This is a genomic window from Stenotrophomonas sp. 1337 (assembly GCF_031455455.1).
GTDB classification, from domain to species: Bacteria; Pseudomonadota; Gammaproteobacteria; order Xanthomonadales; family Xanthomonadaceae; genus Stenotrophomonas; species Stenotrophomonas indicatrix.
In genome coordinates, this window is sequence record NZ_JAVDSR010000027.1 from 1 (window position 1) to 14,014 (window position 14,014).

General features: G+C 66.8%; 14 protein-coding genes and 1 tRNA gene. 9 read left to right on the forward strand and 6 right to left on the reverse strand.

All coding sequences use genetic code 11. The features are described from left to right. Positions 1-300: 300 nt before the first annotated feature. Positions 301-393: transfer RNA gene (locus tag J2X70_RS20555), tRNA-Ser, on the reverse strand. Positions 394-515: 122 nt separating this feature from the next. Between J2X70_RS20555 and dnaX the strand changes: the two genes are divergently transcribed. The 4 genes from dnaX (at position 516) to J2X70_RS20575 (ending at position 4,075) form a co-directional block, all read left to right on the forward strand. Next, on the forward strand, positions 516-2,612 hold the full coding sequence (gene dnaX / locus J2X70_RS20560; RefSeq protein ID WP_309911939.1) for a DNA polymerase III subunit gamma/tau: 2,097 nt from the start codon (positions 516-518) through the stop codon (positions 2,610-2,612). A gap of 6 nt (positions 2,613-2,618) precedes the next feature. After that, entirely contained in the window at positions 2,619-2,939 is a 321-nt protein-coding gene (locus tag J2X70_RS20565; protein WP_025879376.1) for a YbaB/EbfC family nucleoid-associated protein, read from the forward strand. A gap of 111 nt (positions 2,940-3,050) precedes the next feature. Further along, positions 3,051-3,650 carry a recombination mediator RecR gene (gene recR / locus J2X70_RS20570; RefSeq protein ID WP_025879377.1) on the forward strand — a complete coding sequence of 200 codons (600 nt, stop codon included), beginning with the start codon at positions 3,051-3,053 and terminating at the stop codon, positions 3,648-3,650. Positions 3,651-3,715: 65 nt separating this feature from the next. Next, positions 3,716-4,075 (forward strand): histidine triad nucleotide-binding protein, encoded by a 360-nt coding sequence (locus J2X70_RS20575; protein WP_032977365.1) that lies wholly within the window; start codon positions 3,716-3,718, stop codon positions 4,073-4,075. A gap of 121 nt (positions 4,076-4,196) precedes the next feature. Here J2X70_RS20575 and J2X70_RS20580 read toward each other — a convergent pair whose 3' ends face one another. Genes J2X70_RS20580 through J2X70_RS20595 form a run of 4 tightly spaced genes read right to left on the reverse strand, consistent with a single transcriptional unit; the run spans position 4,197 to position 8,563 of the window. Continuing rightward, positions 4,197-4,724 carry a Slp family lipoprotein gene (locus J2X70_RS20580; RefSeq protein WP_025879379.1) on the reverse strand — a complete coding sequence of 176 codons (528 nt, stop codon included), beginning with the start codon at positions 4,722-4,724 and terminating at the stop codon, positions 4,197-4,199. Continuing rightward, positions 4,721-6,670: a DUF3488 and transglutaminase-like domain-containing protein gene (locus J2X70_RS20585; RefSeq protein ID WP_025879380.1), complete on the reverse strand. Its 1,950-nt coding sequence runs from the start codon at positions 6,668-6,670 to the stop codon at positions 4,721-4,723. Before J2X70_RS20585 ends, J2X70_RS20580 begins: the two co-directional genes overlap by 4 nt. Next, entirely contained in the window at positions 6,663-7,607 is a 945-nt protein-coding gene (locus J2X70_RS20590; RefSeq protein WP_059063235.1) for a DUF58 domain-containing protein, read from the reverse strand. The genes J2X70_RS20585 and J2X70_RS20590 overlap by 8 nt, the downstream gene beginning before the upstream one ends. A gap of 2 nt (positions 7,608-7,609) precedes the next feature. Next, entirely contained in the window at positions 7,610-8,563 is a 954-nt protein-coding gene (locus tag J2X70_RS20595; RefSeq protein ID WP_301864507.1) for an AAA family ATPase, read from the reverse strand. A gap of 44 nt (positions 8,564-8,607) precedes the next feature. Here J2X70_RS20595 and J2X70_RS20600 point away from each other — a divergent pair, with 44 nt between their 5' ends. Further along, on the forward strand, positions 8,608-10,449 hold the full coding sequence (locus J2X70_RS20600; RefSeq protein WP_301864509.1) for a glycosyltransferase family 39 protein: 1,842 nt from the start codon (positions 8,608-8,610) through the stop codon (positions 10,447-10,449). Between the two features lie 22 nt (positions 10,450-10,471). Here the strand turns inward: J2X70_RS20600 and J2X70_RS20605 are convergent, their stop codons facing one another. Further along, entirely contained in the window at positions 10,472-11,044 is a 573-nt protein-coding gene (locus tag J2X70_RS20605) for a Maf family nucleotide pyrophosphatase (RefSeq protein WP_223482020.1), read from the reverse strand. A gap of 114 nt (positions 11,045-11,158) precedes the next feature. Here J2X70_RS20605 and J2X70_RS20610 point away from each other — a divergent pair, with 114 nt between their 5' ends. The 4 genes from J2X70_RS20610 to J2X70_RS20625 all read left to right on the forward strand — a co-directional run bounded on the left by J2X70_RS20610 (position 11,159) and on the right by J2X70_RS20625 (position 13,895). Next, positions 11,159-11,668 (forward strand): YceD family protein, encoded by a 510-nt coding sequence (locus tag J2X70_RS20610; RefSeq protein WP_025879385.1) that lies wholly within the window; start codon positions 11,159-11,161, stop codon positions 11,666-11,668. A gap of 107 nt (positions 11,669-11,775) precedes the next feature. Then, positions 11,776-11,970, forward strand: a complete 195-nt coding sequence (rpmF, locus tag J2X70_RS20615; RefSeq protein ID WP_025879386.1) for a 50S ribosomal protein L32 — start codon at positions 11,776-11,778, stop codon at positions 11,968-11,970. A 91-nt stretch (positions 11,971-12,061) separates the two neighbouring features. Next, complete coding sequence (locus J2X70_RS20620) at positions 12,062-13,039, forward strand: beta-ketoacyl-ACP synthase III (RefSeq protein ID WP_025879387.1); 978 nt, start codon at positions 12,062-12,064, stop codon at positions 13,037-13,039. Between the two features lie 73 nt (positions 13,040-13,112). After that, on the forward strand, positions 13,113-13,895 hold the full coding sequence (locus J2X70_RS20625) for a hypothetical protein (RefSeq protein ID WP_032977357.1): 783 nt from the start codon (positions 13,113-13,115) through the stop codon (positions 13,893-13,895). Positions 13,896-14,014: the final 119 nt, after the last annotated feature.

Below are 14,014 nucleotides of genomic sequence, written 5' to 3' on the forward strand. Positions count from 1 at the left end.
TCGCGTCCCCCGCCAGATAAATAAAAAAGGGCTGCTGTCCGGCTCTATCCCTGCAGGCCGTCGAACCTGGGCGGACGCGGTTCCTTCGGTCATCCACGCATGGCGTGGATCTACTGCCGTATCTGGGGGAACAAGCCCTTCTGTTGAGGGGCTGCCCCGACAGGGGCGGGGAGAGGCAGGCGAAGGGAGGGGTCCGAACGTTGCGCAGCAACGTTTGGGGCGAAGCGCGCGCAGCGCACTTCGCGTCCCCAGCCAGATAAATAAAAAAGGCCGCCCGAAGGGCAGCCTTTTTTATTTATCTGGCGGAGAGAGGGGGATTCGAACCCCCGAAGCGCGGTTTAGACGCTTACACACTTTCCAGGCGTGCTCCTTCAACCACTCGGACACCTCTCCGGATCCCTGCCATCGGCAAACGCCTCAGCAGGGGCGCAGATTCTAGCGGGCGCAGCGGCAGGACACAAGCACTGGTTTGCAGGGCGAGAGGGCTGGACAGGCGTGGCACAATGGAACATCCGATGGAAGACGGTGGCCTGATGTCCTATCTCGTCCTTGCCCGCAAGTGGCGTCCGAAGCGTTTTGCCGAGCTGGTGGGCCAGGAACACGTGGTCCGTGCGCTCAGCAATGCGCTCGACAGCGGCCGGGTCCACCATGCGTTCCTGTTCACCGGTACCCGCGGCGTGGGCAAGACCACGATCGCGCGCATCTTCGCCAAGTCGCTGAACTGCGAGCAGGGCACCAGTGCCGATCCCTGCGGCCAGTGTGCGGCCTGCCTGGACATCGACGCCGGTCGCTACATCGACCTGCTGGAAATCGATGCCGCGTCCAATACCGGCGTGGACGATGTGCGCGAGGTGATCGAGAACGCCCAGTACATGCCCTCGCGTGGCAAGTACAAGGTGTACCTGATCGACGAAGTGCACATGCTGTCCAAGGCCGCGTTCAATGCGCTGCTGAAGACGCTGGAAGAACCGCCGGAACATGTGAAGTTCCTGCTGGCCACCACCGACCCGCAGAAGCTGCCGGTCACCGTGCTCAGCCGCTGCCTGCAGTTCAACCTCAAACGCCTGGATGAAGACCAGATCCAGGGGCAGATGACCCGCATTCTCGCCGCCGAGGAGATCGAGTCGGATCCGACCGCTATCGTGCAGCTGGCCAAGGCCGCCGACGGCAGCCTGCGTGATGGCCTGTCGCTGCTCGACCAGGCCATTGCCTATGCCGGCGGTGCGCTGCGTGAGGACGTGGTGCGCACCATGCTGGGCACGGTCGACCGCACCCAGGTGGCGGCCATGCTCGATGCCCTGGCCGAGGGCGATGGCCCGCGCCTGCTTCAGGTGGTCGCGGCACTGGCCGAGTTCTCGCCGGACTGGAGCGGGGTGCTCGATGCGCTGGCCGAGAGCCTGCACCGCATCCAGGTGCAGCAACTGGTGCCGGGCGCGTCCGCCGCTGCCGAGGGACTGGATGCCAGCGTGTTTGCTGAACGCCTGCGCCCGGAAGTGGTCCAGCTCTGGTATCAAATGGCCCTGAATGGTCGTCGCGATCTGCCATTGGCGCCCAGCCCGCGCGCCGGCTTTGAAATGGCCGTGCTGCGCATGTTGGCGTTCCGCCCTGCGGCTGCCGTGCCGTCGGTGCCGCGTACTCCGGAATCCTCCGGTGGCAGCGCACCGGCCGGTACGGGCCAGACCGGGGGCGGCCTTGCTGGCAGCCACGAAGGAGCTGCACCGGCCGCTGCTGCGGCACCAGAAGCCGCAGCGGTCACCCAGGCAATTGCGGCACCCGTGTTGGCGGAGGCGACCGCGCAGACGCCGAACCCGGCGCCACAGCGCGAACCCGAGCCGGAATCCGAGCCGACCCCGGAACCAGATCCGACCCCTGAACCTGAACCTGCTCCGATCAAGGAACCCGGGTCACCGCTGCCGATGAAGGCGCAGTTGGCTCCCGAGGCGGCCACGCCCAAGGCACCTGCCGAGGCAGACGACCTGCCGCCGTGGGCGACCGACGCGGCTGGCGCGCGCGATGAAGCGCTGGCGGCCGAGATGGCAACGCCCGACGCGGCCATGGTCGCGCCGTGGCACGAGCCGCCGGCGCCGGCTTCACCGCCGGTTGCAGAGGCTGTTGCCGCGCCGGAACGTCCGTTCCGTGCCGAGGGTATCGACATCGCCCCGGCACCGGTTGCGGCAAAGGAAAAGGCCTCGCCGGCAGGCAGCGTCAGTGACCTGGCCTGTGCCGAAGACTGGCTCGACCTGATCGCCAACAGTGGCCTCAGCGGTCCGTCGCGACAGCTTGCGGCCAATGCGGCCTTCATCAGTTGCCAGCATGGGGTCTTGAAACTGGGCCTTTCGCCCGGATTTGAATACCTGCGCTCCGAGCGCGCGCTGGCAGCGTTGGGCGAGGTGCTGGAAAAGTCCCTTGGCCACGCGCTGAAGATCGTGGTCGAAACCGTGGAAGCCGAGCAGGTCCCGGCCGAGACCCTGCACCAGCGCGCCGACCGCCAGCGTGGCGAGCGGCAGCAGGCTGCCGAGGCCATTTTCATGGACGATCCGGAAGTCCAGCTGCTGATCCAGCAGCACGGCGCCCGGGTTGTTTCCGATTCCATCCGTTCTTTTGACGAGTAAGACGACATGCGCGGCAATATCGCCCAACTGATGCAGCAGGCCCAGAAGATGCAGGAAAACCTGCAGAAGGCCCAGGAAGAAATCGCCAAGATCGAAGTGACCGGCAGCGCCGGTGGCGGCATGGTCAGCGTTACCCTGACCGGCGCCAAGGAGTGCCGCAAGGTACGCATCGATCCGTCGCTGGCCAGTGATCCGGAAATGCTGGAAGACCTGATCGCCGCCGCCTTCAACGACGCGTCCAACAAGATCGATGCCGAGTCGAAGTCGAAGATGGGTTCGGCCACCGCCGGCATGCAGCTGCCGCCGGGCATGAAGATGCCGTTCTGATGTCCGGCCTGGCACCCGCACTGCCGGGTGCCATGCACTGTGTAGCATCGAGCGTGCTCGATTGCCCGCAACTTCCAGTCGAGCACGCTCGGCTCTACAGAACACGCCGCCGTGTCCGCACCCCTGCTTGAACAACTGATCGATGCACTGCGGGTGTTGCCTGGCGTAGGCCAGAAGACGGCGCAGCGCATGGCTTACCACCTGCTCGAACGCGAGCGCGAAGGTGGCAAACGCCTTGCCGAGACGCTGGCGCAGGCGGTTGAACGCATCGGTCACTGTGCGCAGTGCCGCGACTTCAGCGAAACCGAGCTGTGCCCGACCTGCGCCAATGGCAGCCGCGAGCGCAGCCAGCTGTGCGTGGTGGAATCGCCGGCTGACCGCCTGGCGATCGAGAACGCCACCGGCTATCGCGGCGTTTACTTCGTGCTGCAGGGGCGCCTGTCGCCGCTGGATGGCATCGGCCCGCGCGAGCTGGGTCTGGAGCAGCTGGAACAGCGCCTGGCCGAGGCGGAGGTGCAGGAACTGATCATTGCCACCAGCGCCACCGTCGAAGGCGAAGCTACTGCGCACTATCTCGCGCAGCTGGCGCGTGCCCGCCAGGTGCGGCCGAGTCGACTGGCGCAGGGCCTGCCCCTCGGTGGTGAGCTGGAGTATGTCGATCGCGGCACGCTGTCGCACGCGTTCGGCACCCGCAGCGAAGTGCGCGATTGAGTCGATGCCGGGCATGCCCCGGCGTTACCGGCCTACAATGCGGGGACACCCCGCCGAGGCCGACCATGAGCAGCGAAACCCTCTTCAGCAAGATCATCCGTCGCGAGATCCCGGCCACCATCGTCTATGAAGACGACGACGTGCTGGCGTTCAAGGACATCGCACCGCAGGCGCCGGTGCACGTGCTGTTCATTCCGAAGAACGAGATCATTCCGACCCTGGATGACCTGCAGCCGTCGCAGGCGCACCTGATCGGCAAGCTGGCGCTGGCCGCCGCCGAGTACGCGCGTCGGGAAGGTTTCGCGCAGGACGGCTACCGCATCGTGATGAACTGCCGCGAAGATGCCGGGCAGACCGTGTTCCATATCCACATGCATCTGCTGGCTGGTGCGCCGCTGGGCCACTTCGGTACGCCAGGGCGTTGAGGCGGCCATCCACGCATGGCGTGGATCTACTGTTGTTGGTGCGCTGTCGATCCACGCCATGCGTGGATGAAAAAAGGCCGCCCGATGGGCGGCCTTGTGCATCATGCGTACCGGGCCTGGACTACCACCAGCCCCAGCCGCGGTAACCGCCCCAGTACGGGCCATACGGGCCCGGGCCCCACGGTCCGTAGGGGTAGGGCACCACATCGACCTGGCGCTGCTCCGGCCACAGGTAGATCACGTCGGCAGACAGCTTCGGCAGCCGGTAGTCGTAATCGCCGATACGGGTGTTGGCGTAGCCATCGATCTTGCCGATGAAGGTCACGTCGCGGCCGGCTTCGAACACGGCCGGATCGTAGAAGCCGGCACGGCAGGCGATGAAGCGGCCGTCGCTGGCATCGGAAGAGGTGGTGTTCGGGCGGCCACTGCCGTTGAGCGGGCGCGAGATGATCTGGAAACAGGTCTCGCCCTGGCCGGGCTTGGTTTCGATGATCCGGCCACCCCAGCGCACCGGCGTGCCGACCTGCTGGGTGGCAACCGAGTCGCGCGGGGAAACCAGGCTGAACTGTCCCTGCAGCGGCTTGGGGGCCGTGGCGCAGGCCGACAAGGCCAGGGCGGCCACGGCGGTGAGGAGGAACTTGGTATTCATGGGGAGGCTCCGGAAGTCGGGCGATGCCTGCGCAGGTCCCGCAATAATGGGGCGAGCTCGGTACAAGTGCCAGCGTAGCGTGCATCAGCGAAACGCTGGCTGAGTGTGATGAGGGCCGGGTCGGGGCGCTGTGCGTGGACCCGGCGGGCCCAGTGCAGGGCCGGTTCGTGCGGTTCGCGGCCCAGCCCCAGCCGCACATAGCGCTGCCCCAGCCGGTGCCAGGCGCGCAGTAGCGGGTCACGCTCGCGTTCGCCACGGGCCAGCAGCCACGCCATCCACGCCAGCGCCAGCAACGCGGCCGTCACGAAGCCGGCCAGCAGCTGTCCAGGGCCGAGGTCGTCCAGCCCGAACGGTTGCAGCAACTGCTGCTGGCGGCGCGCGTCGAACGACAGCACCAGTTCGTTCCAGCCCCTGCGCATCCAGTCGCCGACCTGGCCCAGCTGCAGCCAGCGGTGCTGCAGGCCGGTATCGGCCCCGGCCTGCAGGCGATCGTCGAGCGTGTCCAGGATGCGCTCGGGTGCTACTGCCGCTGTCGGATCGATGCGTACCCAGCCGCGTTGCGGCAGCCACACCTCAGCCCAGGCGTGGGCGTCCATCCGCCGCAGCACCCAGTAGTCGCCGATCCGGTTGCGCGTGCCGCCGGCGAACCCGGTGACCACCCGCGCGGGAATGCCGGCATTGCGCATCAGCACCACGAAGGCAGAGCTGAAATGCTGGCAGTAGCCGGCCTTGTAGTCGAACAGGAATGCATCGACCGGATCGCGCCCGGGGGCCGGTGTTGCCAGCGTGTACGAAAAGTCCGCGGTGATCCACGCCAGGGCGCGACGGACCACGGCGTCGTCGTCGGTGCCCGCTTCCTGCCGCCACTGTCGGGCCAGGCTTGCCGTGCGTGGGTTGAAGCCTTCCGGCAACTGCAGCGCAGCGCGACGCTGGTACGACGACAGCGTGGCATCGAAGCGCTGCGGCGGAGCCGAGTGCAGGCGCCACCGGCTCAGTGCGGACAATGCGCGGTCGCTGCTCAGGCTCAGGGCTGCATCCAGCCGGCTGCCCTCTGGTGCGGCAGTAGGGAGATCCAGCGCGACCAGCTGGCGACGGTCGGTGGGTTCGTAATCGATCTGATAGTCCCAGCCCTCCGTGCCGTGTTCCACGATGGCTGGCGGCAGGCCTTCGGTACGGCGGTCGCGTCGCCAGACATGCCCATCGAACTGGGTCAGTACCGGCCCGCGCCAGTAGCGCTGTGCCGGCGCTGGAACCGCGCCGAAGAACTGCGCCCGCAGGGCCGGGGTGTCGTCGGCCATCAGGTCCAGCCACTTGTCCGGCTCCATCGTGTCCGACAGCCCCGGTGTGCCGACGGCGCGTTCGGGAATGCCCCACAGCGGCGTGGCCAACCGCGGGAACAGCCAGAAGCAGGCCAGCGCCAGCGGCAGGCCGATCAGCAGCAGGCGACCGACACCACGCAGCTGCGTGGTCAGCGGCGGCGGCGCACTGCGGCCTTCACCCTGCGCCAGGCGCTGCAGCGCAATCAGGGCGCTGACGCCGGCCAGCACCGCGAGCACGGTGGTCAGCGGTCCCTGGTCGAGCAGGAAGGCAGCAAACGGTGAAAACAGGGCAAAGCCGAGCAGGCTGCGTGCATCGCGCAGTGTACGCAGCTCGCTGGACTTGATCGCCAGCATCGCCGCCAGCAGCGCGCAACCGGTATCCCGGCCGGGGCGCACCGCCCCCATCTGCCAGACGATGGCAGCAAGCATGCCCAGCACCAGCAGTACCCGCACCGGCATCGGCAGCACGCCGCGCTGTGACAGTGCTGCGGTGACGAGCGCCGCCACGGCGATCAACGCGGCCAATGCGGTGGGCAGCAGCAGCAGCAGCGGCAACAAGGCCAGTGCGGCGCTGGCCAGCGTCCACGTGCGGGTGTTGCGGTCCAGCAGCAGGGCAGGCTCAGTCATGGGGAAGCAATGCCAGCGCGCGCAGGCACAGATGGTGGTGGCTGGCTCCCTGGCCGGGGCCGAGCGGTGGCTGCATCGGCAGCAGCAGCGTATAGCGACGGCCTTCGCGCTCGGCGCTGTCCACCCAGCGTGCCAGCCGCGCGATGCGGGCCTCCTGGCCCAAGGGGGCCAGCGCGCGCCAGTCCAGCACGACCTCGATGCCTATCGGTTTTTCATACTCGCGTACCAGCAGCGTGTCGCGGCGCGCCGAGTGTTTCCAGGCAATGCTGCGGGGTGGATCCCCTGCGCGATACGGGCGCAGCTGGTGCAGTTCCTCGCCGTTGGCATGGGCGCGGGTGTGCAGCGGATCGCTGCCCTGCTGCGGCAGCGGCGGTGCCTTCGCTTCGGCCAGCGGGTAGACCAGCAGGGGTTCTTCCGGCCACACCCATGACCACGCCCTGACCAGGCCAAGCGGCTGGGTGCTGGACAGGCGGATGCGAGGCAGTTCCAGCCAGCCACGGCGTTCGCTGGGCACTTCCAGCGCGGCTTCGCCGCGGCCGTGCGCGGGCAGGTCGAGCCACGCTTCGCTGTTCCCCAGTTGCAGGTGCAGGCCGTGGCGCGCTCGCGGGTCGCGCAGCGACAGGTCCACGCGCAGGCGCAGCGGTTGCCCGGCCGGCACCGGCTCGGCGGAGATCGCATCGATCTGTACGCCCGACAGCTGCAGGTGTGCGGCGATGGTGCTGGCGATCGCGGCTGCGGTCAGCAGCAGCGCCAGCAACAGGGCCGGATTGTTGTTGTAATTCAGCGCGCCCAGCAGCATCGCGACCAGCAGGCAGGCCACAAACAGGCCGAAGCGGGTGGGCAGCACATAGATGCGCCGGCGGTCCAGCCGCTGCGGCAACGTCTCCGGCGTACGCGGGCGTGCCATCTGCAGCAGTCGCCGGGCATGCGATGCCATCTTCAATCGACCGCGACGGTCTGCAGGATCGCCCGTGCCAGCGCCGGCCCTGTGCTGGACTCGGCTTCGCCCACCAGGCGATGGCCCGCCACCGCCACGAACAGGGTCTGCACGTCTTCGGGCACGACGTGGCCACGGCCGAGCAGCAGCGCATGTGCCCTGGCGGCACGCAGCAGGGCCAGGCCGGCGCGCGGCGACAATCCCACGCGTACGCCGGCGTGCTGGCGGCTGCGGGTCAGCAGAGCCTGCACGTAGTCCACCAGCGCATCGCTGACATGCACCTGGCCGACCGCGTCGCGCAGCGTGCGGACCTGGTTGTCGTCCAGCTGCGGCAGCGCGCGGGCGATCAGGTCGCGACGATCGCTGCCACGCAGCAGTTCACGCTCGGCCTGCGCGCTCGGATAGCCCATCGCCAGCCGCAGCAGGAACCGATCCAGCTGCGAGTCGGGCAACGGGAAGGTGCCCGACAGGTCCACCGGGTTCTGCGTGGCGATCACGAAGAACGGATCGGGCAGGGCATGTGTCTGACCGTCGAGGGTGACCTGCTGCTCGGCCATCGCTTCCAGCAGGGCGCTCTGCGTGCGCGGCGGCGCCCGGTTGATCTCGTCGGCCAGCAGCACGTGGGTGAACACCGGCCCGGGATGGAACTGGAACTGGCGGCTGCCGGCGTCGTACACCGATACGCCGAGCACGTCGGCAGGCAGCAGGTCGGAGGTGAACTGCACGCGCTGGAAGCTCAGCCCCAGGCTGCTGGCCAAGGCGTGGGCCAATGTGGTCTTGCCGAGACCAGGCAGGTCTTCGATCAGCAGATGGCCGCCAGAGAGCAGGGCCACGAAGGCCAACCGCACCTCATGCACCTTGCCCAGCACCAGCGCGTTGACCTGGTCCTGCGCATTGCGCAGGGACTGACGCAGTTGATCGGTTAGCATGCTGGGCATGGGGGACGAAGCTGTCATGGTCGTCTCAAGTTCGGTAACCGGTCGATTCTATCCATACATCAATGCAGGGCGAACAGCGCGCACGTACGATTTTTCTCTGGTTATGGACGCTCGTCACAGCGGCCAAACTGGTCGTGGCCGCACGCCTGCCGTTGTTCGTCGATGAGGCGTTCTATTGGCAGGAAGGCCAGCATCTGGCTGCGGCCTATTCGGATCTGCCGGGGCTGACGGCCTGGTTGACCCGGTTGGGTGTGGAGCTTGGCGGCCAGCATGTGCTTGCGCTGCGCCTGCCGTTCCTGGCCATCGGTGCACTGCTGCCGCTGCTGGTATCGCGCATTGCAGCGCGCTGGTTCGGCAATGTTGCCGGTTGGCAGGCTGGCAGCTTGACGCTGCTGATGCCCTTGTCGGCCACGCTGGGCCTGCTGGCCGTACCTGATGTGCCGATGGCACTGGCAGCCGTGCTGTGCCTGGACGCCGGCGCACGCCTGCTGCGCAGCGTCGACGCTTCCTCGGCGGTGAAGCTGGCGCTGGGCCTGCTGATCGGTGCGCTCAGCCACTATCGCTTCATCGGTGTGATCGGCGTCGGCTTCATTGCCCTGCTGGCGCTGCCGCAGGGCCGGCGCATGCTGGCCGATCCGCGCGTCTGGGTGGCCCTGGCCGTTGGCGTACTGGCATGGCTGCCGCTGTTGGCCTGGAATGCCGACAATCACGATGCGGGTCTGAAGTTCCAGGTAGTCGAGCGCCACCCGTGGGCATTCGAGTGGCGCGGCCTGTGGTTCCTGGTGATCCAGCCGATGCTGGTGACGCCCGTCCTGTGCATCGCGATGTGGAAAGTTGCGCTGGCCGGCACCCGCAACGGCGGCGGTGCACGCGTGCAGTGGCGCTATTTCGGCCTGGTCGGTGGCGTATCGACGCTGGGCATCTTCGCCCTGGGCTTCTTCACCGATGTCGAACGCATCAGCTTCCATTGGCCGCTGCCGGGTTACCTGGCCCTGCTGGTGGCGGTGCCGGTGATCCTCAACGGCTGGCCACGCTGGTTACGGCGTACCGGCTGGTGGCTGGCCGGGCTGGGCATGGTGCTGGCCTTCGGCTATTACCTGATGGCGTCCTCGTCATCGCTGCGCGAGCAGTTGGCCGGCGACAAGTACTACCCGCGCAACTTCGCCGGCTGGCAGCCGCTGGCTGCTGCGGTCCGCGAAGAACTGCAGCAGATGCCGGAAGGCAGCCGCGTGCTGGCCGGCAACTTCAAGGTGGGCGCCGAACTGGGCTTCCAGTTGGGCCGGGGTGACATCGACGTGCTGCCGCATCCGCTCAACGACAAGCACGGCCGCACCGCGCAGTTGGCGCAATGGGGCCAGGTGCATGAAGGTGAGCGCGAGGTGCCGATGCTGCTGGTGCTGTCGCCCAGCGATCAGCGTTTCCGCGATCTGCTCACCCGCTATCACGCCATCTGCGAACAGGTCGGGCCGCTGCCGCCACCGCGCGTGGTCAGCAACGATCACGGATTCCAGCGCTTCCTGCTGTTCCGCCTGCCGGTGCAGCGCGCGCAGGGCGCGTGCGTGACGCCTGCGCTGGCCTACCTGGACTCGCCGGCCAATGGAGACGTGGTGAACGGGACGCTGGCGATCAAGGGCTGGGCGTTCAAGGAGGGCGTTGGCCTGTCGCGGGTTGAAGTGCTGGTGGATGGTCGTTCGATCGGCGACGCCACCTATGGACGAGTGTTCGATATCCGCCACGCCTGGCCGGACAGCACCGATCCGCAACATCCGGCTGTCGGCTTCGACGCAACACTCGATACCACGACGCTGGCACCGGGAAAGCACTGGCTGGGCCTGCACCTGCACGGTCGCGATGGAAGCGTGGAGCAGTGGCAGGAGCAGCCATTCGTGGTGGGCAAGCGCTGAGGCAGCGTGCTTCGTGCCGGGGTTAAGGCACCGCGAATCCGGCCCTGCGCAGCAATCCGCACAGTGCGATCAGCGGCAGCCCGATCAGCGCCGTGGGGTCTTGGTTGTCGATGGCCTCGAACAGGCTGATGCCCAGGCCTTCGCACTTGAAGCTGCCGGCGCAGTCCAGCGGCTGCTCGATCGCCACGTAGCGGGCGATCTCGGCCGCCTGCAGCGCGCGGAAGCGCACCTGGGTCGTATCCATTGCCGAAAGTGATTCTCCGTCTCGGATGAGACTGATGGCCGTGTGGAAGCGCACCGTCTGCCCGGACATTGCCGCCAGCTGCGCGCAGGCCGCCTCGACCGTGCCCGGCTTGCCCAGCGGCTGACCGTTCAGGTCCGCCACCTGGTCCGAGCCGATCACCCAGCTGCCGGGGTGGCGGGCGGCCACCTCGGCCGCCTTCGCGCTGGCCAGGCGCGCCGCCAGCGCCAGCGGTGCCTCGTCGGCCTCCGCAGTCTCATCCACCTGCGGGCGTGCGCAGTCGAAGGGCAGGCCCAGCCGTTCCAGCAGGTCGCGGCGGTAGCGGGAGGTGGAGGCCAGGACCAAGGCAGGCATGCGGGAATTCCGGGGGCGGGGCGCGGCAGTCTGGCCCGGTACCGCCAGCCACAGCAAGCCTTTCATGGCAGTCATTTGACACGCGACCTGCCGATCCTTAATATTCGGCGGCTTATGTCCGCGAACGTACCCGAAACGCTGGATGCCTGGCGGATGGTCGTAGCGCGAAGGCGCTTCGACGGTCAGGTTCCCCTGGCTGAATTGACTCGCCTGCAGGGGCTTGTCGCAGATACCGAAGGTGAGTGTAATTACTCGCTCGAATTCGGTCGCGACGAGATCTTGCGGGTATCCTATGTGGAACTGACCATCGATACCGCGTTGCCGCTGACCTGTCAGCGCAGCATGCAGCGTTTCCTGCTGCCGGTGAAGATGACCCAGAGGCTTGGCCTGATCCGCGAGGAAGACGAGGAATCGTCTTTGCCGGAGGAATACGAGCCGTTGCTGGTGCCGGAAGATGGCCAGCTGCGTCCGTTGGACCTGGTCGAGGACGAGTTGGTGCTGGCGGTGCCGGTGGTACCCCTGTCGCCGTACGGTGAGGCAGTCGACAAGGACTGGGCGCCGACCGAAGAAGAAATTGAAAAGGCCAATCCGTTCGCGGCGTTGGCGGCATTGAAGAAACAATAGCAGCCGGTTGTCGTCGGCGGCTGCGGCGAAAGCGAAAAGTGTGCTGGACGCTGGCGTCCTGTGCGACGAAACGACGAAGCAAAACGAACCGAGTTTGGAGCAATCCCATGGCTGTCCAGAAATCCCGTGTTACCCCGTCCCGTCGCGGCCAGCGTCGTTCGCATGACGCCCTGAGCGCCAAGCAGCTGTCGACCGACCCGACCACCGGCGAAGTGCATCTGCGTCACCACATCACTGCTGACGGTTTCTACCGCGGCAAGAAGGTCATCCAGACCAAGTCTTCTGCTGTCCAGGAAGACTGATGTGCCGGAAGGTCGCTGCCCGCTGGGCAGCGGCCTTCGCCTTCTTTCCCGGGCACGCCGGTGAACGGCGGCTCGTGCAACAGGAAACATGATGAGCAAGCGGATCTACTCGAGGATCGCGGGCACCGGTAGCTATTTGCCGGAAAAAGTCCTGACCAACGCCGACCTGGAAAAAATGGTCGAGACCTCGGACGAGTGGATCCAGACGCGCACCGGTATCCGTGAACGGCACATCGCTGCCGAAGGCGAAACCACCAGCGATCTCGGCTACCAGGCCGCGCTGCGTGCGATCGAAGCCGCTGGTATCGACGCTTCGCAGCTCGACATGATCGTGGTCGGTACGACCACCCCTGATCTGATCTTTCCCTCCACCGCGTGCCTGATCCAGGCCAAGCTCGGTGTGAGCGGCTGTCCCGCTTTCGACGTCAACGCGGCCTGTTCGGGCTTCGTGTTCGCGCTCAGCGTGGCTGACAAATTCATCCGCTCCGGTGATGCCCGCCATGTGCTGGTGATCGGCACGGAAACCCTGACCCGCATCGTCGATTGGGAAGACCGCACCACCTGCGTGCTGTTCGGTGATGGCGCGGGCGCCGTCGTGCTCAAGGCCGACGAAGAAACCGGCATCCTCAGCACCCACCTGCATTCGGATGGCAGCAAGAAAGAGCTGCTGTGGAATCCGGTCGGCGTCTCGGTCGGTTTCGGTGAAGGCAACAACGGTGGCGGCACCATCAACATGAAGGGCAACGACGTGTTCAAGTACGCCGTCAAGGCGCTGGACTCGGTCGTGGACGAAACCCTGGATGCCAACGGCCTGACCAAGTCCGACCTGGACTGGCTGATTCCGCACCAGGCCAACCTGCGCATCATCGAAGCCACTGCCAAGCGGCTGGAGATGTCGATGGACCAGGTCGTGGTCACCGTCGACAAGCATGGCAACACCTCGTCGGCCTCGGTGCCGCTGGCCCTGGATGCTGCTGTTCGTTCCGGCAGGGTCGAGCGCGGCCAGCTGTTGCTGCTGGAAGCGTTCGGCGGTGGCTTCACGTGGGGTTCGGCACTGCTGCGCTATTGATAGTGCCAGTTACGACAACGTGAAACCGTCGTTACGGCCCCTCTGGGGCCGTAATGCGTTAAAGGAGACTGTCATGGTTGAGCCCATCGTCATCGAAGGGCAGCGCGCCTGGCTGAAGCAGTACGGCGAAGGAAGCCGAGCGGTGGCCCTGGGCCTGCTCAATTTTGTTGCCCGCCGGTTCCATCTCGATGCCCTGCGCCCGCCGCCGCACCGCGGTGGCGACGCCGCGCGCGAAACCGAGGCCCGCCGGCTGGCGGAACTGCAGGCGCAGGGCGTGAACGTGCCCGCGGTGATCGGCAGCGGCCACGCCGCGCTGGTGATCGGCGACAACGGCAGCTCGTTCAATACCTGCCTGCGCGAAGCCGACGATGCAGGCCGCGATCGCCTCGTGGCCGCGGCAATGCAGGCCATTGCCGAAGCACACGCGCGTGGCGCCTATTTCGGCCAGCCGTTGCCGCGCAACCTCACCTGGGATGGCCAGAACGTCGGTTTCATCGACTTCGAAGAAGATCCGCTGGAAGTCATGGACCTGGCCGAAGCGCAGGCGCGTGACTGGCTGATGTTCGGCTACGGCGTGGCCAAGTACTACGCTGACCGCCCCGAAAGCCTGCAGGCGATGATGGCCGAGGCGATGAACGGGGTGCAGGCACCGGTGCGCGCGCATGTGCACGCCGTCAGCGGCCGTCTGCAGCGCCTGGCGCGGGTGTGCATGAAGCTGGGGCGCTCGGCGCGTGCGCTGGCCCACTCCATCTTCATCACCCATGGCGCCACCACGCTGGGCCTGCTGATGGTGGTCGGCCTGTGCATGGACTGGTTTGCCGACGGCGAGCTGGACATCCTGCAGCTGCTCTGCTGATCGCGGTCCGCCGGGCATGGCCCGGCGCTACAAACGATAGCAGGCCGACCCCCCCAGCAGCCCCCAACGCTGCGCCTAAAACAACAACTCCCCACAACCCACCACACCCACCACACGTA

What these genes read in the sequence shown, in the direction of transcription:
- J2X70_RS20585 (WP_025879380.1), bottom strand. Translation starts at nt 6,670, where the DNA reads ATGACTGAGCCTGCCCTGCTGCTGGACCGCAACACCCGCACGTGGACG.
- J2X70_RS20600 (WP_301864509.1), top strand. Translation starts at nt 8,608, where the DNA reads ATGCAGGGCGAACAGCGCGCACGTACGATTTTTCTCTGGTTATGGACG.
- dnaX (WP_309911939.1), top strand. Translation starts at nt 516, where the DNA reads ATGGAAGACGGTGGCCTGATGTCCTATCTCGTCCTTGCCCGCAAGTGG.
- J2X70_RS20595 (WP_301864507.1), bottom strand. Translation starts at nt 8,563, where the DNA reads ATGACAGCTTCGTCCCCCATGCCCAGCATGCTAACCGATCAACTGCGT.
- J2X70_RS20590 (WP_059063235.1), bottom strand. Translation starts at nt 7,607, where the DNA reads ATGGCATCGCATGCCCGGCGACTGCTGCAGATGGCACGCCCGCGTACG.
- J2X70_RS20575 (WP_032977365.1), top strand. Translation starts at nt 3,716, where the DNA reads ATGAGCAGCGAAACCCTCTTCAGCAAGATCATCCGTCGCGAGATCCCG.
- J2X70_RS20620 (WP_025879387.1), top strand. Translation starts at nt 12,062, where the DNA reads ATGAGCAAGCGGATCTACTCGAGGATCGCGGGCACCGGTAGCTATTTG.
- J2X70_RS20605 (WP_223482020.1), bottom strand. Translation starts at nt 11,044, where the DNA reads ATGCCTGCCTTGGTCCTGGCCTCCACCTCCCGCTACCGCCGCGACCTG.
- rpmF (WP_025879386.1), top strand. Translation starts at nt 11,776, where the DNA reads ATGGCTGTCCAGAAATCCCGTGTTACCCCGTCCCGTCGCGGCCAGCGT.
- J2X70_RS20625 (WP_032977357.1), top strand. Translation starts at nt 13,113, where the DNA reads ATGGTTGAGCCCATCGTCATCGAAGGGCAGCGCGCCTGGCTGAAGCAG.
- J2X70_RS20610 (WP_025879385.1), top strand. Translation starts at nt 11,159, where the DNA reads ATGTCCGCGAACGTACCCGAAACGCTGGATGCCTGGCGGATGGTCGTA.
- J2X70_RS20580 (WP_025879379.1), bottom strand. Translation starts at nt 4,724, where the DNA reads ATGAATACCAAGTTCCTCCTCACCGCCGTGGCCGCCCTGGCCTTGTCG.
- J2X70_RS20565 (WP_025879376.1), top strand. Translation starts at nt 2,619, where the DNA reads ATGCGCGGCAATATCGCCCAACTGATGCAGCAGGCCCAGAAGATGCAG.